General features: G+C 66.5%; 16 protein-coding genes and 1 riboswitch. Of the genes, 11 read left to right on the plus strand and 5 right to left on the minus strand.

Annotated features, from left to right (window positions below; genetic code table 11):
* Positions 1-359 precede the first annotated feature (359 nt).
* The 4 genes from ACFRAH_RS01810 to ACFRAH_RS01825 all read left to right on the plus strand — a co-directional run bounded on the left by ACFRAH_RS01810 (position 360) and on the right by ACFRAH_RS01825 (position 5733).
* Positions 360-1745 carry a protoporphyrinogen/coproporphyrinogen oxidase gene (locus ACFRAH_RS01810; protein ID WP_377989208.1) on the plus strand — a complete coding sequence of 462 codons (1386 nt, stop codon included), beginning with the start codon at positions 360-362 and terminating at the stop codon, positions 1743-1745.
* A gap of 64 nt (positions 1746-1809) precedes the next feature.
* Positions 1810-2703, plus strand: coding sequence for a 4-hydroxy-tetrahydrodipicolinate synthase (gene dapA, locus ACFRAH_RS01815; protein ID WP_377989209.1), 894 nt, complete (start codon positions 1810-1812; stop codon positions 2701-2703).
* Positions 2704-2706: 3 nt separating this feature from the next.
* Positions 2707-4191, plus strand: a complete 1485-nt coding sequence (locus tag ACFRAH_RS01820; RefSeq protein WP_377989210.1) for an alanine/glycine:cation symporter family protein — start codon at positions 2707-2709, stop codon at positions 4189-4191.
* Between the two features lie 48 nt (positions 4192-4239).
* Positions 4240-5733, plus strand: coding sequence for an aldehyde dehydrogenase family protein (locus ACFRAH_RS01825; RefSeq protein WP_377989211.1), 1494 nt, complete (start codon positions 4240-4242; stop codon positions 5731-5733).
* 75 nt (positions 5734-5808) lie between these two features.
* On the opposite strand, the gene ACFRAH_RS01830 is transcribed toward ACFRAH_RS01825, so the two are convergent.
* The gene (locus tag ACFRAH_RS01830; protein ID WP_377989212.1) at positions 5809-6156 is read right to left on the minus strand and encodes a hypothetical protein; all 348 of its coding nucleotides are present in this window, start codon (positions 6154-6156) and stop codon (positions 5809-5811) included.
* A gap of 190 nt (positions 6157-6346) precedes the next feature.
* On the opposite strand from ACFRAH_RS01830, the gene ACFRAH_RS01835 reads away from it, so the two are divergent.
* The 3 genes from ACFRAH_RS01835 (at position 6347) to ACFRAH_RS01845 (ending at position 7841) form a co-directional block, all read left to right on the plus strand.
* Positions 6347-6574: a hypothetical protein gene (locus ACFRAH_RS01835; protein ID WP_377989213.1), complete on the plus strand. Its 228-nt coding sequence runs from the start codon at positions 6347-6349 to the stop codon at positions 6572-6574.
* A gap of 103 nt (positions 6575-6677) precedes the next feature.
* Positions 6678-6980: a DUF4193 domain-containing protein gene (locus ACFRAH_RS01840; RefSeq protein WP_377989214.1), complete on the plus strand. Its 303-nt coding sequence runs from the start codon at positions 6678-6680 to the stop codon at positions 6978-6980.
* 312 nt (positions 6981-7292) lie between these two features.
* Positions 7293-7841 carry a hypothetical protein gene (locus ACFRAH_RS01845; protein ID WP_377989215.1) on the plus strand — a complete coding sequence of 183 codons (549 nt, stop codon included), beginning with the start codon at positions 7293-7295 and terminating at the stop codon, positions 7839-7841.
* Positions 7842-7942: 101 nt separating this feature from the next.
* Here ACFRAH_RS01845 and ACFRAH_RS01850 read toward each other — a convergent pair whose 3' ends face one another.
* Genes ACFRAH_RS01850 through ACFRAH_RS01860 form a run of 3 tightly spaced genes read right to left on the minus strand, consistent with a single transcriptional unit; the run spans position 7943 to position 11595 of the window.
* Complete coding sequence (locus ACFRAH_RS01850; RefSeq protein WP_377989216.1) at positions 7943-9511, minus strand: APC family permease; 1569 nt, start codon at positions 9509-9511, stop codon at positions 7943-7945.
* 12 nt (positions 9512-9523) lie between these two features.
* Complete coding sequence (locus ACFRAH_RS01855) at positions 9524-10534, minus strand: agmatine/peptidylarginine deiminase (protein ID WP_377989503.1); 1011 nt, start codon at positions 10532-10534, stop codon at positions 9524-9526.
* Positions 10535-10545: 11 nt separating this feature from the next.
* On the minus strand, positions 10546-11595 hold the full coding sequence (locus tag ACFRAH_RS01860) for a nitrilase-related carbon-nitrogen hydrolase (protein WP_377989217.1): 1050 nt from the start codon (positions 11593-11595) through the stop codon (positions 10546-10548).
* 245 nt (positions 11596-11840) lie between these two features.
* On the opposite strand from ACFRAH_RS01860, the gene ACFRAH_RS01865 reads away from it, so the two are divergent.
* Entirely contained in the window at positions 11841-12320 is a 480-nt protein-coding gene (locus ACFRAH_RS01865; protein ID WP_377989218.1) for a Dps family protein, read from the plus strand.
* A gap of 80 nt (positions 12321-12400) precedes the next feature.
* Here the strand turns inward: ACFRAH_RS01865 and ACFRAH_RS01870 are convergent, their stop codons facing one another.
* Positions 12401-13957 (minus strand): MFS transporter, encoded by a 1557-nt coding sequence (locus tag ACFRAH_RS01870; protein ID WP_377989219.1) that lies wholly within the window; start codon positions 13955-13957, stop codon positions 12401-12403.
* A 67-nt stretch (positions 13958-14024) separates the two neighbouring features.
* Between ACFRAH_RS01870 and ACFRAH_RS01875 the strand changes: the two genes are divergently transcribed.
* The 3 genes from ACFRAH_RS01875 to gcvT all read left to right on the plus strand — a co-directional run bounded on the left by ACFRAH_RS01875 (position 14025) and on the right by gcvT (position 19185).
* Positions 14025-14564 (plus strand): TetR/AcrR family transcriptional regulator, encoded by a 540-nt coding sequence (locus ACFRAH_RS01875; RefSeq protein WP_377989220.1) that lies wholly within the window; start codon positions 14025-14027, stop codon positions 14562-14564.
* Positions 14565-14805: 241 nt separating this feature from the next.
* Positions 14806-14904, plus strand: a riboswitch (glycine riboswitch).
* Positions 14905-15093: 189 nt separating this feature from the next.
* Positions 15094-17952, plus strand: a complete 2859-nt coding sequence (gene gcvP / locus ACFRAH_RS01880) for an aminomethyl-transferring glycine dehydrogenase (RefSeq protein ID WP_377989221.1) — start codon at positions 15094-15096, stop codon at positions 17950-17952.
* Positions 17953-18024: 72 nt separating this feature from the next.
* Positions 18025-19185 carry a glycine cleavage system aminomethyltransferase GcvT gene (gene gcvT, locus ACFRAH_RS01885; RefSeq protein WP_377989222.1) on the plus strand — a complete coding sequence of 387 codons (1161 nt, stop codon included), beginning with the start codon at positions 18025-18027 and terminating at the stop codon, positions 19183-19185.
* Positions 19186-19366 lie beyond the last annotated feature (181 nt).

A 19366-nucleotide genomic window follows, 5' to 3' on the forward strand; every position in this document is an offset into this window, starting at 1 on the left:
GGCCGGTCACCTTGTGAGGTGACCGGCCGGCGTCGTTGTGGTGCACTTTGGCGGATCTGCCGCCACGCCGTAGGCCACAGCCAATCGTGTTGGTCCGACCCCTCCGGCGTTCTCTCGTGGCACTTTGGTGCGTCCGCAAAAATGCTATTGCATTAATCATACAATGATGTATCTTTAATGGTGTGACTAGGGGCACACCCCGCTCCTGAGTACAAACGGTTACCCAACACCCGGCGAAGCCCGCCAGCGCTGCCAAGGAAGAAGCGTTCAGGCGGCCGCCACCGCATACGTTCCACACCGGATGCCTCCTGGCCCCCACCGGCCGGCACCTGGATTCCCTGAGTAAGAAGGTTCAAATCATGAAAGATGTAGTCATCGTCGGTGCCGGACTCGCCGGCCTGTCGGCAGCATGGCGGCTGCGGCACTGGGACACCGTGGTCCTGGAGTCCGAGAACCGTGTCGGCGGGCGGATCCGCTCGGAGCGCCGCGGTGCCTACTGGCTCAACTGGGGCGGACACGTCTTCGCCGGGCCCGGATCTTCCACCGATGCCCTGCTCAACGAGGTCGGCGTGACTTCCGTGAACATTCCGGGCTCGCTGCAGGCCCTGTCGATGAACGGGAAGTTCATCCGGAAGGGGCACATCGCCACCTACCCGTTCCGCATTCCGATGTCGCTGTCCTCCCGCATTGACACCCTGCGGGCCGGCATGAAGGTTGTCAGCGGCGTCGCCAAGTACACCGGCGTGGTCCGGAAGCGCGCGGGGGAGTCCGGCGCAATGCGGCAGCAGCGCATCTATGACTTCGAAAACAACAGCTCGTTCCAGGACTTCATCGGAAACCTGTCCGAGGACGCGGCCGCACTGTTCAAGACCACCGTCACCCGCTCGGCCGGTGACATGGACCAGATCTCCGCAGGCGCGGGCATCGGCTACTTCAGCCTGGTGCTTGGCATCGGCCAGGGCCTCAGCCAGGGCATCGTTGGCGGCCCGTCCACCCTGACCGAATCGGTCGCGGCCTCCCTTGGAGACCGCGTCCAGCTCGGCGCCGCGGTGCAGGAGGTCGTGCACAAGAAAGAATCCGTCGTAGTCCGGTACATCCAGGGCGGCGTGGAGCACGAGGTGGAAGCCCGCACCGTCGTGCTGGCGACCACGGCAGATGTGACGCACCGGATTGGCGTGGACCTGCCGGAGGACCTGCGCGGTGCGCTGGGCCAGATCAAATACGGCCCGCACGTCAGCACGGCCTTCCTGACCAACGAGACCTCGGCGCGGCCCTGGGACGACATCTACGCCATCGCGGCCCCGAAGCGCTCCTTCGCGATCGCCCTGAACCAGGCAAGCATCGTCCGTGGCACCGAATCGGTACGGAAGCCCGGCGGCAGCTTCATGACCTTCTCACCGGCCAGCCTCGGAAAGGCCCTGCTGGACAAGAGTGACGAGGAAGTCATCAAGACCCACCTCACCGACCTTGACCAGGTCCTGGGCCACGGGTTCGCCGACAGCGTCGTCGAGGCCAAGACCGACCGGTGGAAGGTCGCTTCCCCCTACTGCTTCCCCGGCCGGGCCAAGATCCAGTCCACCCTCATGCGCGGCACCGACCGCGTGTTCCTGGCGGGCGACTACCTCGGCACCCTCTACACCGAAAGCTCCATCACCACCGGGTTCTCGGCAGCACAGGAAGCCGCCAGCCTGCTGGCCACGCACCGCCAGGCGGCGCCGCATTCCGGCCTCTCGATCGTCGCCTGAATCCGACAGCCGCCTAAACCCGACCTTCGTTTTCCACCCCGTACTTAAGAAGAGGAACCATTTCATGTCCAACGACCTCCGCGGTGTCCTGACCGCACTCTCCACCCCCTTCGCCCAGGACGGCTCCATCGACGTCGACACCCTGCGCCGCATCGTTGACCGCTCCATCGAGGCCGGCGTCGACGGCGTCGTCGCTGCCGGCTCAACTGGCGAGGTCGGTGCGCTGTCCTCCGAGGAGCGGCTGCTGCTCATCACCACGGTCATCGAGCAGGCGAACGGCCGCGTCCCGGTCATCGCCAACACCGGCGCCACCTCGACGGACGAGGCCATCCGCCTGTCCCAGGCCGCCGAGAAGGCCGGCGCTGACGTGCTGATGCTGATCACCCCGTACTACGAGCCGCTGTCCCTGGAGGAAACGGTCACGTACATCAAGGACGTCGCCCGCTCCGTCACCATCCCGGTCATGCTCTACAACATCCCGGCCGTCACCGGCGTGAACCTGGACCCGGCCACCGTCCGCGCCCTGGCCGAAGACGTCGAGAACATCAAGTACATCAAGGACTCCAGCGCGAACTGGGAACAGGCACTGCAGCTGATCCACCACCACTCCGACGTCATCGGCACCTTCATCGGCTGGGACGTCTACCTTTACAGCGCCCTTGTCGAAGGCGCAGCCGGCGTCATGGCAGGCACCGCCAACGTCGTCCCCAACGAAATCGTCGCCGTCAGCCGCCTGATCGCCGAAGGCGACCTCACCGGGGCCCTGGAGCTGTGGAAGCAGGTCTATCCGGTCATCGACGCCCTCCTCTCCGTGCCCTTCATCCCGGCCGTCAAGGCCGGCCTTACCTTGCAGGGCCTTCCGGCGGGCTCGCCCCGGCGCCCCACGGCTGATCTCAACGCCGAAGACCTCGCACAGGTCCAGCAGGCCCTGGCCGCCCTGAAGCAGCCGGTGGGATAAGCGATGGGTGACTTCGCGGAGTTCCTGTCCGGCGTTTCCGACGCGATCTGGGCCCCCATGGCCTACGTCGTGCTCGGGCTCGGGATCGCCTACTCGGTTGCCACCAAGGGCGTGCAGTTCAGGCGGATCCCGGACATGCTCCGGCAGCTCAAGGAAAGCGAAGGCGGCGAAGGGGGCTTGTCCTCATTCCAGGCCCTCGTACTGGCGCTCGCCAGCCGGGTGGGCGTCGGCAGCATCGCCGGCGTTGCCACCGCCGTCAGCGCCGGCGGCCCGGGGGCGCTCGTCTGGATGGCCGTCACCGGCCTGGTCGGATGCACCGTCGGCTACGCGGAGGCAGCCTTGTCCCAGACGTTCAAGCGCCAGGTGCAGGACGAGGACCGCCGCAATGCCAACGAGGACATCGGCGGCATGCCGTACTACATCAAGTACGGACTGAAGCTGCCCAAGGTGGGCGCGCTCGTCGCAGTGCTTGGAGTCATCGGCTACGGGTTCGTCTTCCCCGGACTGCAGGTCAACACCATCGCGGCCAGTGCCAAACTGGCTTTCGGCCTGGACAGCTGGATCCCCGCCGTGCTCGTCACCGTGCTGATCGCCCTGGTCATCTTTGGCGGCACCACGCGCCTGGTGAAGGTCACCCAGGCACTGGTCCCGATGCTCGCCATCGGCTACCTGATCCTGGCGCTGGCGGTCATTGGCATCAACATCGGCAGCGTTCCGCAGGCCGTTGCCCTGATCTTCCAGTCCGCGGTGGGCATCCACCCGGTCCTGGGCGGCATCGCCGGCGCTGCCGTGGCTTGGGGCGTCCGCCGGGCAGTCTTCGCCTCGTCCAACGGCCTGGGTGAAGCAACGTTCGCGGCCGCTGCTGCGCGAACTTCCCACCCGGGCAAGCAGGGCCTGGTCCAGACGTTCAGCATTTACATCGATGTGCTGCTGATCTGCATGGCCACCGGCCTGATGATGGTGGTCTCCGGCAAGTACAACGTCTCGGACGGTTCCGGCGGCTACATCGTCAACAACATGCCGGGCGTGCCCGTCGGCGCCAACTGGGTGCAGGAAGCCATCGACACACTGCTGCCGGGCTGGGGAGCCGGCTTCGTCTCGGTCGCCGTTCTGCTCTTCGGCTTCACCTGCCTGCTGGCGTACTTCTACGTCGCCAACTCCAACCTCCTCTACCTGCTGGATGGCAGGAACGGGCATGGATGGAAGACCGTCCTTAAGGTCGGAACCATGGCCATCGTGTTCTTCGGATCCGTAGTGAACGCGCAGCTGGTCTGGGCAGCAGGCGACATCGGGCTGGGCCTCATCGCCTGGGTCAACTTCATCTGCCTGGCCTTCCTGTTCCCGCTGGTCCGCAAGATCTACCGCGACTACGAACGCCAGCGGAAGCTGGGACTGAACCCCACCTTCGACCCCAAGGCACTGGGCATCGAAGGGGCCGAGTTCTGGGAACACGAGACCGAAAAGTCAATCACTGCCGCCGTCAAGTAGGCACGCCAACCAGGCACATCCCTGGCTAAGACAGGACTGAAGGAAAACATGACCACCACAGAAACAGCACAGTTCACCGTCCGCCGGACGGGAGACGCCCCCGCGCCCTCCCTGCCTCCATTCGGCCAGTTCATCGGCGGGGCGTTCGTCGCTTCGACGACGGATTCAACCGCCGACGTGGTGAACCCGGCCACCGAGGAAACCATCATGCAGGTTCCCTCCGGTTCCGTTGAGGACGTCGACGCCGCCGTCGCCGCTGCCGTGGCGGCCAAGGCGGACTGGGCTGCGAAGACGCCCAAGGACCGCTCGGCGGTACTGCTTCGCATCGCGGACATCATCGAGGACAACCGCGAGCTGCTCGAAACCCTCGAAGCTGCCAACACCGGCAAGCCCGCTGCTGTGGCCGAGGACGACATCTCCAGCGCGGTCGACACCTTCAGGTTCTCGGCCGGCGCCGCCCGGGCCTTTACCACGCTCGGGGCGGACGACTACGCCGAGAACCACACCTCGGTGATCTTCCGCGAGCCGGTCGGCGTCGTCGGCGTGATCACGCCCTGGAACTACCCGCTGCTGATGGCCGCGTGGAAGATTGCCCCGATCCTGGCTGCCGGCAACACCCTGGTGCTCAAGCCCTCGGAGCAGACGCCGCTGACCACGCTCAAGCTGGCCGAGCTCATCGCCGACGAGGTTCCGGTCGGTGTCCTGAACATCGTCACCGGCTCCGGCCGGGTGGTGGGCAACCGGATTTCCGAGCACCCCGATGTGGACCTGGTCGCGATCACCGGCAGCGTCGGCAGCGGCCAGAAGGTTGCCGGAAGCGCCGCCGCCACCGTCAAGCGCGTGCACCTGGAACTGGGCGGCAAGGCACCGGTCGTCGTGTTCGAGGACGCCGATCTGGAAGCGGCGGCCAAGGGCGTACGCGAGGCCGGGTTCTGGAACGGCGGCCAGGAATGCGGTGCGGCCTGCCGCGTCCTGGTCCACGAGTCCGTCGCAGCCAGGTTCACCGAGCTGCTGGTCCGCGAGGTGAGCGAGATTTCGATCGGTGCTCCCGGCGCGGGAGACGACGTCGAGATCGGTTCCATGATCTCCAAGGCCCACTACGAACGGGTCCTGGCGGCACTGGAGGACATCCGCAAGGAAGGCCACACGATCGCCGTCGGCGGCAACGCCCTGGAGGGCCCGGGCTACTTCATCGAGCCCACCGTCGTCACGGACGTGCCCGCCGGCGCCCCGATCACCAGTACCGAGATCTTCGGCCCGGTGGTGTCTGTCGAGACCTTCAGCACCGATGAGGAAGCCGTCACCCGGGCCAACGAGACCGTCTACGGGCTGGCCGCCTCCGTGTGGACCAGCAACTCCTCCCGCTCGCTGTCCGTTCCGCGCCGGCTCGACTTCGGCACCGTCTGGGTCAACTCGCACCTGGTCATCGCCAACGAAGTGCCCTGGGGCGGCTTCAAGGGCTCAGGCTACGGCCGGGACCTCTCCATCTACGCACTGGAGGACTTCTCCCGCACCAAGCACGTTATGTACAACCGCGGCTGAGCTGCGTCCAAGGCACCCCAATACCCCTCCGTTCCGGATCACCGGAACGGAGGGGTATTCGTCGTGGCCAGACCGCTAATCGGCGTCGATCTCCTCCAGCAGGTCCTTGGCTGCCTTGCTGATGTCATCGTGGCTGTACTGCGCCGCCCGGCTTTCCAGGGAAACAATGGCGCAGCGGTGCACCTTCTTGAAGTCCCCGAACGGAAAGCTCACGCTGCCCTTGGTGCCTTCGGATTTCTCCTTATCGATGCCAAGGTGCCACTTCGAGAACTCATCAAAGCCGTGCTTGTCGATGAAGGAGTTCTCGTCGTCTGTCGAGGGAGCATGTTCGCTCCAGTCGTCCCGGACATCCCTTTCCACTTTCCCCTTCTTAACGAGGCTGCGTGCGTGCTCCAATGCCTTGCGGTTCAGTTTCGTCGCCATGTGCGGTGCCTCCGGTGGTCGGATCCATGAACAGCTCAAGGCTAAGACCGACGACGGCGCCCCGCCAGTCCCGCGATTAGGTGCGGTTACTGCCCGGAGGCTGAGCAGCCCTGACTAACTGCACAGAGACTTAACTGACCGGAGACGCCGCCGAAACCTGTTCACAACACCTGGCGCATAGCTTGGCGCCATGACCATGACAGAGTTCCTCACCCGGATGCGCGCGGCGCTCGCCGAAGCCCTGTTCTTCCCGCCGGTTCCTGCCACCGCCGAACAGGCCAACGATGCCCTCCAGGACGTCACGCGCTGGGCCTGGCTGCCTCCGCTGAGCGGGGTGGCCGTCGCTGCAGACCGTGGCTTTCCAACCCAGGCAAATGCCGGTGGCAAGGCCCTGAAACAGGCGGAAAAGACCAATTAGTGTCGCGTTGGCCACAGTATTCTTGACGTTGCCGCTTTATGACCTAAACTGCTTCACTGAGGTGCCTGAATGGCGCTGTGCAGCAACGAAAGTGAACAACGCTATGGCTACCGATTACGACGCCCCACGCAAGACAGAAGAAGAGTCTCCCTCCGAATCTCTGGAGGCACTCCAGGCGTCCCGCGGCGGCGGTGCCCAGACCGCCGTTATCGACGTCGACGAGAATGACACCGCCGAGGGCATCGACCTTCCGGGCGCCGATCTTTCCAACGAGGAACTCACGGTCATCGTCGTTCCCGAGCAGTCCGACGAATTCACCTGCGGCTCCTGCTTCCTGGTCCGCCACCGGTCCCAGGTGGCCCGTGAAAAGAACGGCATGAAGTACTGCCACGACTGCGAAGGCTAGGACAGCCCACTGCGCAAGCCATGCGAGGCGCCGGCTCCCATTGGGAAGCCGGCGCCTCGCGTTTTGCGGCCTGCTTTCCTGATACCGGCATTTGTGCCCGCAAAGGGCCCGTTATGAGCGGTAACGGAAGCATGGAGAATGGGGTACGAACGTCTCTCGGTGCCCTCAAAAAGGCCGCGGTAATTACGGCCCCGTGACCCGCTTTTTGCGAGATTAACGGTTGCGCCCCGAACCGGCCACATCCCTCGTTTAGGGCTTTTGGTGCTCCTACTCTGGAGCTATCCGAATCACTCACTCGAAAGGGGTGGCCAAATGAAAAAAATCCCCGCCTGGCTCACAGTCATCCTCATGGCTGTGGGACTGGGCCTGTTGGCTCCGGGTTCCGCCTCGGCAGCCTCCTACTGCGGGCAGGTGTGGGGCTCGCTGGCGAAGGCAGACCAGACCATGAGCACCGCTGCCATAACCAATGTCCGCACAGGGCAGCACTATTGCTTCGACCGCCTCGTGATTGACCTCAAGGGCAAGGCCAAAGGCTACAACGTCCGCTACGTTTCCGAGGTGGCCCAGGAAGGCTCCGGCCTGCCGCTGAAGCTCCGTGGCGGCGCATTCCTGCAGCTCACCATCAACTCCCCGGCATATGACAATGCCACCGGTAAGGCCACATTCATTCCCGCCAACCGGAACGAGGTGACCAACGTGTCCGGGTACCACACGTTCCGGCAGGTGGCATGGGCCGGCAGCTTCGAGGGCTACACCACCCTTGGCCTGGGCGTCCGCGCCCGGCTGCCGTTCAAGGTGTACACGCTGGACGGTCCCGGCACCGGCTCACGGCTCGTCGTCGACGTCGCCCACTACTGGTGAGATGCCTGCCATAGGGCAGCAGAGCCGCAGCGATGCCCCTCCTCACCGGACGAGTTCAGGCCGGGAGGCGGGGCATCGCCGCTGCTGCAGGGAAGCGATTGCTATTCGGGCACCACCAGCGCCGGGGTGTCCTTGCGGATGGTATCGCCGCGGAAGTAGCCCGGCCGCAGCCGTGCCATTACCAGCATGAAGACGATCCCGAGGGCCAGGATCCCCACCCCGAGCACGAACACGAGGCCCACGCCGAAGATCTCCGAACCGCTGCCGAACTCGGGCGCCCAGCTGTCGATGGCGGTCTGGATGAAGACGACGGTCAGCACCAGTCCACCCAGCATGGGGAACAGCAGCCGCATAAAGAAGTTGCGGACGCTGGAGAACAGGCTGTGCCGGAAGTACCACGTGCAGGCGAATGCCGTCAGGGCGTAATAGAAGGAGATCATCAGCCCCAGCGCCAGGATGGTGTCATTGAGGACGTTCTCGCTGACCACCTTCATGACGGCGTAGAAGCCGCCGGAGATCACGCCCGCGGTCAGCGTGGCGAAGCCGGGGGAGCCAAAGCGCTTGCTGACCGACGCGAAGCGCGGCGGCAGGGCGCCGTAATGACCCATCGCCAGCAGGCTGCGTGCCGGCGAGGCCATGGTGGACTGCAGCGACGAGGCAGTGCCGGAGAGCACGGCGAGCGACATCAGGATGGCCAGCGGACCCATGACCGGCGAGGCCAGCGCGGCGAAGATATTCGACTGGTTGTCCGGGTTGTTCAGGCCAATGCCGTCGGCGCCGGTGCCGGCCACCATCATGGTGGCCACGATCACGGCGAGGTAGAGGGCCAGGACGGCGACCGCCGTCGTGGTTCCCGCCTTGCCGGCGGTGCCCCTGCCGCCCTTGGTTTCCTCATTGACTGTCAGGCAGACGTCCCAGCCCCAGTAGACGAAGACGGCAAGTGACATGCCGGCGGTGAACTGCTCGAAGCTCTCGATCCTGGCGGGGTTGAACCAGTCCCAGCTGAAGGCGAGCGACGGGCCGGCGTCGCCGGATGCTGCGTGGGCGAGGGCCATGACGATGAAGACGCCCAGGACCAGGACCTGGAAACCGACCAGGCTGTACTGCACGAGCTTGGTGGCGTGCAGGCCGCGGTAGCTGACCCAGACGGCGAGAGCCACGAACGTGAGGCAGGTGGCGATGTTGAGTGCCGTGTTGGAGGTCAGGTCCGCGAGTTCGGGCTTGTTGAACACCTGGGCCAGGAAGAGGTAGAAGAAGTCCACCGCGACGCCTGCCAGATTGGACAAGACAATAATGTTGGCGGCGAGCAGGCCCCAGCCGCCCATCCAGCCGACATACGGGCCGAACGCTTTTGTTGTCCAGGTGAACGTGGTGCCGCTGTCCGGGGAGTCGGCGTTCAGTTCGCGGTAGGCGAAGGCCACGAGGATCATCGGGATGAACGCGAGGATGAAGATCGCCGGCAGCTGCACGCCCACGGTCCCGACGGCGGGCCCCAGCGAGCTGGTGAGGCTGTAGGCCGGAGCCACCGAGGAAATGCCCAGGACGACGACGGCGAGAAGTCCCAGCTGCCCGCCCTTCAGGCCCTTTCCGGTGATGCCGTGTGTTGCTTCGCCGGCCGGGGACGCGCTCTTCCCGCCCGGCTGGATGCTTTCACGCGTGGTTTGGCTCATGGGTGGCCCTTTCTAGATGGCAGCGGGCTGCTGCTGGGTGATGCAGTGGATCCCCCCGCCACGGGCGAAGAGTTCGCGGGCGTCGATGCCCACAACCCTGCGTCCGGGATAGGCGTCCGCGAGGATGCGGAGCGCCTTCTCGTCATTGGGGTCTGAGAACGTGCAGGCGATGACTCCGCCGTTGACCACCACATGGTTGATGTAGCTGTAGTCCACGAAGCCCTCCTGATCCGTCAGGGCAACGGGCGCCGGGACTTCGATGATGTTCCATTCCCGGCCGGCAGCGTCCGTGGCGGAGGACAGGAAGCTGATGATTTCCCGGCTCACCTCATAGTCCGGGTGGGCAGGATTCTGCTGGGAATGGACCAGCAGGGTGCCCGGGGACGGGATGGCCGCCACGATGTCCACGTGCCCGCGGGTTCCGAAGCGCTCGGAGTCACGGGTGAGCCCGCGCGGCAGCCAGATCACCTTTGTGGCGCCGATGGTCCTGGCCAGTTCGGCCTCGACGTCGGCCTTGCTGAGTCCGGGATTGCGGCCCGGGTCCAGCTGCACCGTTTCGGTGACCAGCACCGTGCCCTCGCCGTCCACCTGGATGCCGCCGCCCTCGTTGACCAGCTCGGACACGCGGTGCCGCGCGCCCGAGCGGCCGGCCACCTCCGCGGCAACCAGCGAGTCCTTGTCCCAGCTGGCCCAGTCCTGCGCGCCCCAGCCGTTGAAGACCCAGTCCACTGCGCCCAGGGTGCCGTTGCCGTCCAGGACAAACGTCGGGCCGATGTCGCGCATCCAGGCGTCGTTGAGTTCCGCCGTCAGCACCTCGACAGCAGGTGACAGATAGCGGGCGGCGGTTTCGACGTCGGACGGGTCCACCACTACGGTGACCGGTTCAAACTCGACGGCGGCGTTCGCGACGGCGGCCCAGACGGACCGGGCGGCGTGCGCCTCCTCGGCGGTGTCCCCGAGGGTGTAGCCCCCGGTGGGGAAGGCCATCCAGAGCCGCTCCTGGCGTGCCGTCTCCGCCGGCATCCGCCACGTGCTCACGCGTGCACCCCGGTGGTCAGGGAGCGGCTGGGGAACGCGTCGGGTGACCCGAACGGCTCCCCGGCGCGGACCGGCTCGGTGAGCCGGGCGTAGGTGTCCGGGCGGCGGGTGGCCAGGAACGGGAAGAGCGTCAGCCAGTCCTTGCGCTGGTCCAGGTCGAGGTCGGCCACGAGGACCGCCGACTCGTTCCGGGGCGCCTGGACCAGAATGCGGCCGTAGGGATCCGAAATGAAGGACGAGCCGTAGAAGTTCAGGCTGCCCTCCTGGCCCCAGCGGTTCGGGACCACCATGAACAGGCCGTTGGCGATGCCGTTGCCCACAATGACCTGCTGCCACAGCGGCTGGGTGTCGAAGTCCGGGAACAGCGGTTCGGAACCGATCGCCGTCGGGTACACCAGCAGTTCGGCACCTTCGAGGGAGTACATGCGGGCAAGTTCGGGGAACCACTCGTCCCAGCAGGTGGGCATGCCCAGCCGGGCACCGCCGAGCTCAGCCGGCGCGTGGACCCGGTAGGCGTCCTCTGCTTCGGGACCCTGGCGGAAGAACTTGTCCTCGTAGTATCCGGCGGTCACCGGGATGTGCAGTTTGTGCGTGCGGGCCAGGAGCTCGCCGGACGGGGACACCAGGATGGAGGTATTCAGGCCCAGGCCGTCATCCGATCCGTCCGGGTTGGCGGCGCGCTGGTAGAGCGAGGCATGGACGGTGATGCCGTTCCGGCGGGCGGCCTCGGCAGCGAAGCGGAAGGTGGGACCGGTCAGCAGGTCCTCGGCTTCGTCGGAGGGACGCGGCCGGTGCTGGCCCTGCAGCGCCAGGTCATTCTCCGGGACCTGGTCGGCGGGGTAGCGGGAGAGCGTGAGCTCGGGCAGGAAAACCACCGTGGCACCGAGCCGGGCGGCGCGGTCGATGCTGTCGTTGAGCTCCGCGCGGAGGTCGGCGTCGCTGCTGTGCCAGCGGTGCTGCACGACGCCGACCCTCAGGGCAGGACGTCCGGACGGCGCTGTCCGGGCGAGCGAAGCAGGCGCGTTGAGGCAGGTTATTTCGATCATGATGATGATTTCTCCATTGAGACGACCGTCACTAAATGAATGACGTTCATTTAGTATGCATGCACGGCGCGGTTGTGGCAAGGGTTATTTGAATGCCGATCATTTATGACCCGACCGGCTGGTGTCCCGAAGGTGGGGCCGGGCAAAGTAGTAAGTAAGCTGATCGTGAAATTTGCGGTCCGCAGCTCCCCGTGTCCGGGCGGCTGCGGTAGCGTCGAAACCACTGGACCATTCGAGGAGGATTCATGAAGGCTTCACCGACACTGACCAACAACATGCAGGCCGTCCTGGCGGACCTGATCGAGCTGCACATCCAGGGCAAGCAGGCGCACTGGAACATCGTTGGAACCAACTTCAGGGATCTGCACCTCCAGCTGGACGAGATCGTCGACGCCGCCCGGCTCTTTGCCGACGACATCGCCGAGCGCATGCGGGCCCTGCATGCCCTGCCGGACGGGCGCAGCGCCACCGTGGCGAAGGCCACCAACCTTCCCGCATTCCCGGAGGGCCTCATCAACACCAAGGATGCGATCGACCGCATTGTGGCGGCGCTGGAGGCGGCCGTCGGCACCATGCGCAAAGTCCATGACGAGGTGGATGAGGAAGATCCCACCACTGCGGACCTGCTGCACACCTTTATTGAAAAGCTTGAGCAGTTCGCGTGGATGACCGGTGCCGAGAACATGAAGGCGTCGGCCAGCGTCACCCAGCCTGACACCAAGTAGCCGGCCGGCGGGATCACCCGCGCCGGTTGCAGCGGTCAGCCCCGGAGGGATTCCTCCGGGGCTGACCGCTTTTGTGCGGGCTACCTTGCGCGCGGGATGCGGCGGAGTACGACGGCGGCAAGCACCGACGCTCCGGCCATCAGTCCCAGCGCAATCGCCGCGGTGATGTGGACTCCGGAATCAAAGGCGGCGCCGGCGGCAGCCGTTAGTGCCTCTGCCAGCGGTGCCGGCAGCGTTCCGGCGAGCTCCACCGCGCCGGCCAGGGTTTCCGTGGCCTGCTCCGCCGACGCTGCCGGGACCGTCTGCGCAACGGCCTCCGGCAGGGCGAGCTGCTGCTGGTAGGACGCGGTCAGGATCGACCCCAGGACTGCCGTGCCGAGCAGTGAGCCCACTTCGTAACCGGTTTCGGAGATCGCGGCGGCGGCCCCGGATTTTTCCGCCGGCACCGCTCCCAGGATCAGGTCGTTCGAGATGGTCTCGGCGGATCCCACGCCCAGGGCCAGCACGAGGAGGGCGGCAAGCAGCGCGGCAGGGCCGCCGTCGTGATTCCCGAACGTGACGAGGCCGTAGCCGGTGGCGCTCAGCGCCAGTCCCGCCGCCACCACAAAGCCCGGCCGCACCTTCCGGACCAGCGGAACCACCAGCAGCCCGGCCACCACCATGGCCGTCAGTGCCGGCACCATGGCGGTGCCGGACTCCGACGGGGACATGCCTTCGAGCAGCTGCAGGTGCTGTGCCAGGAACAGGATGAAGCCGTTGTAGGAGAACAGTGACAGGATGTTTGCAGTGATCGCCGTGCTGAACACGCGGTTCCCGAAAAGGGTCATGTCCAGCAGCGGGGATGCCAGGGTGTGCTGGCGGCGGACGAAGAGAAAGCCCATGGCCAGGCCGAACGCTATCACGCCGAACGAGGCCAGGCCGGGGCCGTGCGTCGCCAGTTCCTTGATGCCGTATACCATCGGCACCATTGTCAGCATCGACAGCGCAACGCTGGCCGGATCCACCCGTCCCGGCTTCGGATCCCTGGATTCCGGAATGAGGAAGCGGCCCAGGAACAGCGGCGGCAGCATGATGGGCACTGCCACGAGCAGGACGGCGCCCCACCAGAAATGCTCCACCAGCCAGCCGCCAAAGATCGGCCCCAGTGCTGCGCCGCCGGAGAAACCGGCGGCCCAGATGGCCACGGCCAGCCTCCGCCTGCCCGGCTCCTGGAAGATGTTGCGGATCAGGGACAGCGTGGATGGCATGAGCATGGCGCCAAAGAATCCGAGGGCGGCGCGGCCTGCAATGAGCCATTCGGCGTTCGGCGCGAAAGCGGAGGCCGCGGAGACCGCCGCAAAGCCCGAGATGCCGATCAGGAGCAGCCGGCGGCGCCCGATCCTGTCGCCGAGGCTGCCCATGGCCACCAGGAGTCCGGCGAGGACAAGTGCGTAGGCATCCACCACCCACAAAAGCTGCACCCCCGAGGGGTCCAGGCTGCGGGCGATCGCAGGAAGGGCGAACGTCAGCGCCGTGTTGTCCACGGCCACCAGCAGGACCGGGAACATGAGCAGGGCCAGGGCGAACCAGTCGCGGCTCTTGTGTGACGCCCGGCCGGCGTCGGCGGGCTTCGGGGTGGCGACGGAGTGGATGGTCATGAAATAACTGTACCGTCTAGACGGTACAGTTATAAACCTGCCGACGGAACGGGGCATGATGGAGGCCATGCCCAGAAAACCGGTCGCCCGCGGCGCAGTCCTCGATGCCTTCGAATCCCTGCTGATCGAGGTGGGGGAGCGGGCCGCCACCCTGGACGCCGTGGCCGCGCGCGCCGGCGTCTCCAAGGGCGGGCTCCTGTACCACTTTCCAAACAAGGAAGCGCTGATCGGCGTCCTTCTGGACCGGCTGGACGAATTCGCGGAGGCCGACGCCCGGGCCATGGCTAAGGCTCCCGAGGGTGCTGCGGCCTACTTCATCAAGTCGTCGGTCTGGGCGGACACGCCACTGGACCGCGCCATCGTCGCCGCCACAAGGCTCGCCGAGGTGGCGCATGAGGGGACCCGGCGCCGGTTTGCCCACATCCAGCAGCGGTGGCTCGACGAGATCGCCCGCGATGTGGGACCGGGCCTGGCCAAGGCCGTTTTGTACATGGGTGACGGGCTCTACTTCAACGCCATGCTGTCCATCGGCCCGGCAGCGACGCCGTCCGAGACCGCGGCCGACGTCGAGAGCCTCCTTGCCGCCCTTGACCGGCTGCGGGGGTAGGCCTCCCGAGTGGGCGCGGGCCGGAGCGGGGCCCGCCGCCCGCCGTCGAAATCGCCGGAAAGCATCCCAGTCGCCGGAACGTTCCGGCGACTGGGAAGTGTTCCGGCGATCTCGATCGAGGCCTGCCGTGGCGGCCGGCCGCGGGGCGCGTCAGCCCTGTGCCGACACAGTTTGCAGACGCGAACCCGGCGTAGGACAATAGCCTCTGTGACAGCTGTCACCGCTCAATTTAATATGCCTTTGATCTGCGGCGGGAGAGTCCTGCAAGTAGGTACAAGCAGGCGCCGTAGGAGCAAAACCTCCCCAGGAATCTCTCAGGCCCACGTACCGCCGCGGCAAGGCAACTCTGGAGAGCAGCAGGCTGCCCGCTTGGAGTGTCCCGCCTCGGCGCGGACGGTTCAGGGCGTGCTGTGCTCACCGACGGTGCAAGCGAGGCTGTGCGAAGGCGCGGCTACGCGGAAACTCTCAGGTCCAATACAGAGCGGGGAGGAACCCGAATCAATGTGGCGTACCCTGCGCCGCCTTAGTTATGGAGTTCCTTTTGACCGTTAGTTCAGCCTCCTCGTCCTTCGTCGACCGGCATATTGGCGCCCGCCGCCAGGCCGACGTCGAAGCAATGCTCAAGGCCGTCGGCTACGACACCGTCGACGCGCTGGTTGATACGGCAGTGCCCAACGACATCCGGCAGGACTCCGCGCTGGAGCTCGCCCCGGCGCTGAGCGAAGTTGAGGTGCTCGCCGAACTCCGAAAGCTGGCGGCCAAGAACAAGACCGCGGTCCAGATGATCGGCCAGGGCTACTACGACACCGTGACGCCGCCGGTGATCCGCCGCAACATCCTCGAGGCCCCCGCCTGGTACACGGCCTATACGCCGTACCAGCCGGAAATCTCCCAGGGCCGGCTCGAGGCGCTGCTGAACTTCCAGACCATGGTCCAGGACCTGGTGGGCCTGCCCATCGCCAACGCTTCCCTGCTGGACGAAGCAACGGCCGTGGCCGAGGCTGTGCTGCTGATGCGCCGGGCGAACAAGAACAAGGATGCCAAGGACGGCAAGACCGTCCTGGACGCCGACTGCCTTCCGCAGACCATTGCGATCGTCAGGGGGCGCGCCGAGGCCCTCGGCTTCGAGGTGGAAGTGGCTGACCTTTCCCAGGGGCTTCCCGACGGCGACATCAACGGCGTCGTGCTCCAGCAGCCCGGCGTTTCCGGCCGGGTCTTCGATCACTCCGGCGTGATCGCCGCCGCCAAGGAGCGCGGTGCGCTGGTGACGGTTGCCGCCGACCTGCTGGCCCTGACCCTGATCACGCCTCCGGGCGAGCAGGGTGCCGACATCGCCGTCGGCTCCGCCCAGCGATTGGGCGTTCCGTTGTTCTTCGGCGGTCCGCACGCGGCCTACATGGCCGTGCAGAAGGGGCTTGAACGCTCCCTGCCCGGCCGCCTCGTGGGCGTCTCCAAGGACAACGCCGGTGTTCCGGCGTACCGCCTGGCGCTGCAGACGCGCGAGCAGCACATCCGCCGCGAGAAGGCCACGTCCAACATCTGCACGGCGCAGGCACTGCTGGCCATCGTCGCCTCGATGTACGCCGTCTACCACGGGCCGGAGGGCCTGAAGGCGATCGCTGAAACCGCCCACGGCCACGCCAGGGTTCTCGCCGCGTCGCTTGCCGCTGCCGGGCTGGAAGTCCTGCACACCAGCTTCTTCGACACCGTGACGGTTTCCGTCCCGGGCAAGGCCGCCGGCATCATCGCCGCGGCCGAGCAGAAGGGCATCAACCTGCGCAGCATCGATGCCGACACCGTTGGCATCTCCGCGGATGAAACCACGACGCCGGCCGTCGTCGCCGGGGTCCTGGCCGTCTTTGGCGCCACCGCAGTGGAGGCGGCTGACGGTTTCGCCCTGGAGGCCGCCGTCGAGCGCTCCTCGGCGTACCTGCAGCACCCGGTCTTCAACACGCACCGCTCCGAAACCCAGCTGCTGCGCTACATCCGGAAGCTCTCCGACCGTGACCTGGCGCTGGACCGGACCATGATCCCGCTGGGCTCGTGCACCATGAAGCTGAACGCCACCGCAGAGATGGAGGCCATCTCCTGGCCGGAGTTCACCTCGATCCACCCGTTCGCCCCGGATTCCCAGACCGAGGGCTGGCGCGAACTGATTGCCGACCTTGAGGCGCAGCTGACCGAGATCACCGGCTACGACCAGGTGTCCATCCAGCCCAACGCCGGCTCGCAGGGTGAGCTCGCCGGACTGCTGGCGATCCGCGGCTACCACCTCTCCCGCGGTGACGACCAGCGCAACATCTGCCTGATCCCGGCCTCCGCGCACGGCACCAACGCCGCGTCTGCAGTGCTGGCCGGCATGAAGGTGGTGGTGGTGGCCACCGCCGCAGACGGCACGATCGACCACACGGACCTGTACGCCAAGATCGAGGCCAACAAGGATGCGCTCTCGTGCATCATGATCACCTACCCGTCCACCCACGGGGTGTACGACGGCGATGTCCGCGAGGTCTGCGACGCTGTCCACGCGGCCGGCGGCCAGGTCTACGTTGACGGTGCGAACCTCAACGCGCTGGTGGGGCTGGCGCAGCCGGGCAAGTTCGGCGGCGATGTCTCGCACCTGAACCTGCATAAGACCTTCTGCATCCCGCACGGCGGCGGCGGACCCGGCGTCGGCCCCGTCGCGGCCAAGGCGCACCTTGCCCCGTTCATGCCAGGCGACGCGACCACCTGGACCGAAGGCAACGACGTTCCGATCTCCGCCTCGCGCTATGGCTCCGCCGGCGTTCTGCCCATCTCCTGGGCGTACGTGAAGCTGATGGGCGGGGCCGGCCTGACCGAAGCCACCAAGTCCGCGCTCCTCGCCGCCAACTACGTTGCAGCCAGCCTGAACGACTTCTTCCCCGTCCTCTACACCGGCGAAGGCGGTCTCGTGGCACACGAGTGCATCCTGGACCTGCGAGAACTCACCGCGAAGACAGGGGTCACCGCCGAGGACGTGGCCAAGCGCCTCATCGACTACGGCTTCCACGCGCCCACGCTCGCGTTCCCGGTGGCCGGCACCCTGATGGTGGAGCCCACCGAGTCCGAGGACCTGGGCGAGATCGACCGGTTCATCAAGGCCATGATCGCCATCCGCGGCGAGATCGACCAGGTGGCCAACGGCGACTTCACGGTGGAGAACAGCCCGCTGCGCAACGCACCGCACACCGCGGCCGCTGCGATCAGCTCCGACTGGGACCGCGCCTACCCGCGCGAACAGGCCGTCTTCCCCGGGCACACCCACAAGCAGGACAAGTACTTCCCGCCCGTGGGCCGCATTGACGGCGCCGCGGGTGACCGCAACCTGGTCTGCTCCTGCCCTCCGATCGAAGCGTTCGAGAACTAGATTTGTCCGGTGGTTGGGCAGGCCGAAGCCGGACTTCGGCCTGCCCAACCAGCACCCCCAAAGGATTCCTCAATGACTGAGAACTACACCGCCCTCTTCGAGGAGCACAAGAAGCTGGGCGCCTCCTTCACCGACTTCGGCGGCTGGCAGATGCCGCTCAAGTACGGCTCCGAACTGGCCGAGCACCACGCCGTCCGTAACTCGGCCGGCATCTTCGACCTCTCGCACATGGGAGAAGTCTGGGTGACCGGCCCTGATGCGGCCGCGTTCCTCGACTACGCCCTGGCCGGCAAGATCTCCGCCATGGCCGTCGGCAAGGCCAAGTACTCGCTGATCTGCAACGAGGACGGCGGCATCATCGACGACCTCATCGTGTACCGCCGCCCGTCTGCGGCTGGGGGCGCAGAAAACAGCACCGACAGGTTCCTGGTGGTCCCGAACGCCGGCAACGCCAAGGTGGTGTCCGCGGCCCTCGCGGACAGGGCCGCAAACTTTGATGTCACCGTGGAGGACGCTTCCGCCGAGACGTCGCTGATCGCCGTGCAGGGTCCCAAGGCCGAGGAGATCCTCCTGCGCCTCGTCCCGGCAGCCCAGCACGGGCTTGTGACCGGGCTGAAGTACTACGCCGCCGTCGAGGTTCCCTTCCTGGTGGGCGGCGCCAGCCGGAACCTGCTGCTGGCACGCACCGGTTACACCGGTGAGGACGGCTTCGAGATCTTCGTGGAGAACGACGGCGCCTCCGGACTCTGGCAGGCCATCGTCGCCATTGCGGACGAGGGGGAGTTGACGCCGTCCGGACTCGCCTCCCGTGATTCGCTCCGCCTCGAGGCAGGGATGCCCCTGTACGGCAACGAGCTGTCCCTCGAGGGCGACCCGTTCGCCGCCGGCCTGGGCCCCGTCGTCGCGCTGTCCAAGGAAGGCGACTTCGTGGGCAAAGCCGCGCTGGCCGCCAAGAAGGAAGCGGGAGCCGGCTCCACCACGGGCCGCAAGCTCGTGGGCCTCAAGGGCCTGGGCCGCCGCGCCGGCCGCGGGCACTATCCGGTGCTCAAGGACGGCAACGTGGTCGGCGAAGTCACCTCCGGCCAGCCCAGCCCGACCCTTGGCTACCCGGTCGCCATGGCCTACGTCGACGTCGCCTACGCCGAACCCGGCACGGCACTGGACATCGACCTGCGGGGCAAGGCGGAGCCGTTCGAAGTCGTCGCACTGCCTTTCTACAAGCGCTCCAAGTAGCCCAACCAGTCCTGCCCCCTAGTGCCGTTCCCGGCACCGGCTCCGTCGGGGCTGACATCCTCCGCGTGCTCGGTCGCGTAGACGCCCGCTGAGCGGACGTGACGCTCCCTTATGGGCCCACGCCGTCAGGGTTCCCTGGCCGAGCTTGCGAGGTTAGGGAGACGGTGGGGAGCACGTTTCC

The organism is Arthrobacter sp. NPDC056727 (assembly GCF_042790555.1).
Lineage (GTDB): Bacteria > Actinomycetota > Actinomycetes > Actinomycetales > Micrococcaceae > Arthrobacter.

What these genes read in the sequence shown, in the direction of transcription:
- ACFRAH_RS01810 (WP_377989208.1), top strand. Translation starts at nt 360, where the DNA reads ATGAAAGATGTAGTCATCGTCGGTGCCGGACTCGCCGGCCTGTCGGCA.
- dapA (WP_377989209.1), top strand. Translation starts at nt 1,810, where the DNA reads ATGTCCAACGACCTCCGCGGTGTCCTGACCGCACTCTCCACCCCCTTC.
- ACFRAH_RS01820 (WP_377989210.1), top strand. Translation starts at nt 2,707, where the DNA reads ATGGGTGACTTCGCGGAGTTCCTGTCCGGCGTTTCCGACGCGATCTGG.
- ACFRAH_RS01825 (WP_377989211.1), top strand. Translation starts at nt 4,240, where the DNA reads ATGACCACCACAGAAACAGCACAGTTCACCGTCCGCCGGACGGGAGAC.
- ACFRAH_RS01830 (WP_377989212.1), bottom strand. Translation starts at nt 6,156, where the DNA reads ATGGCGACGAAACTGAACCGCAAGGCATTGGAGCACGCACGCAGCCTC.
- ACFRAH_RS01835 (WP_377989213.1), top strand. Translation starts at nt 6,347, where the DNA reads ATGACCATGACAGAGTTCCTCACCCGGATGCGCGCGGCGCTCGCCGAA.
- ACFRAH_RS01840 (WP_377989214.1), top strand. Translation starts at nt 6,678, where the DNA reads ATGGCTACCGATTACGACGCCCCACGCAAGACAGAAGAAGAGTCTCCC.
- ACFRAH_RS01845 (WP_377989215.1), top strand. Translation starts at nt 7,293, where the DNA reads ATGAAAAAAATCCCCGCCTGGCTCACAGTCATCCTCATGGCTGTGGGA.
- ACFRAH_RS01850 (WP_377989216.1), bottom strand. Translation starts at nt 9,511, where the DNA reads ATGAGCCAAACCACGCGTGAAAGCATCCAGCCGGGCGGGAAGAGCGCG.
- ACFRAH_RS01855 (WP_377989503.1), bottom strand. Translation starts at nt 10,534, where the DNA reads ATGCCGGCGGAGACGGCACGCCAGGAGCGGCTCTGGATGGCCTTCCCC.
- ACFRAH_RS01860 (WP_377989217.1), bottom strand. Translation starts at nt 11,595, where the DNA reads ATGATCGAAATAACCTGCCTCAACGCGCCTGCTTCGCTCGCCCGGACA.
- ACFRAH_RS01865 (WP_377989218.1), top strand. Translation starts at nt 11,841, where the DNA reads ATGAAGGCTTCACCGACACTGACCAACAACATGCAGGCCGTCCTGGCG.
- ACFRAH_RS01870 (WP_377989219.1), bottom strand. Translation starts at nt 13,957, where the DNA reads ATGACCATCCACTCCGTCGCCACCCCGAAGCCCGCCGACGCCGGCCGG.
- ACFRAH_RS01875 (WP_377989220.1), top strand. Translation starts at nt 14,025, where the DNA reads ATGCCCAGAAAACCGGTCGCCCGCGGCGCAGTCCTCGATGCCTTCGAA.
- gcvP (WP_377989221.1), top strand. Translation starts at nt 15,094, where the DNA reads ATGGAGTTCCTTTTGACCGTTAGTTCAGCCTCCTCGTCCTTCGTCGAC.
- gcvT (WP_377989222.1), top strand. Translation starts at nt 18,025, where the DNA reads ATGACTGAGAACTACACCGCCCTCTTCGAGGAGCACAAGAAGCTGGGC.